Source organism: uncultured Shimia sp. (assembly GCF_947498095.1).
GTDB lineage: Bacteria > Pseudomonadota > Alphaproteobacteria > Rhodobacterales > Rhodobacteraceae > Shimia.
The window spans coordinates 1-518 of sequence record NZ_CANMJE010000041.1; the positions used below are offsets into that span (position 1 = coordinate 1).

1 protein-coding gene is annotated in these 518 nt (G+C 55.8%); it reads left to right on the forward strand.

All coding sequences use genetic code 11. From position 1 onward, the window contains the following. Window positions 1–60: 60 nt before the first annotated feature. On the forward strand, window positions 61–518 hold a 458-nt coding region (locus Q0932_RS20470; RefSeq protein ID WP_299357114.1), incomplete at its 3' end, for a helix-turn-helix domain-containing protein.

Genomic DNA, 518 nt, shown 5'->3' on the forward strand with positions numbered 1-518 from the left:
CCGGCGGTTTCAACGGGTCGACGTAACACTTTAATCTTTTGGAAAGATGGAGTGTTGATCATGAAGTACCGGACGCGAACGTTTTATACGGACAAACAGAAGGCAGAGATTTGGGACCGCTGGCAACGCGTTGAATCAATGAGTTCGATTGGGCGTCACTTCAATCGCGCGTCGTCTTCGATCTTCCCTCATTTGGCGCAATTTGGTGGGATCCGCCCACCGCAACGCAGGCGGTCGCGATGGGCTTTGAGCCTGACGGAATGCGAGGAGATTTCTCGCGGGCTTGTCGCACAGCAGTCGTTTCGATCAATCGCACAAAGCCTGAACCGGTCACCTTCGACAATCAGCCGCGAGGTTGGCCGGAATGGCGGACGTCAGACCTATCGCGCGGCGCGCTCAGATCAGCGAGCCTGGGACTGCGCAAAACGTCCCAAAGCCTGTAAACTCTCATTCAACGAACCCCTGTGCCGGTTCATTGCCCGAAAGCTGCGTCTGAAGTGGTCCCCACAACAGATTGC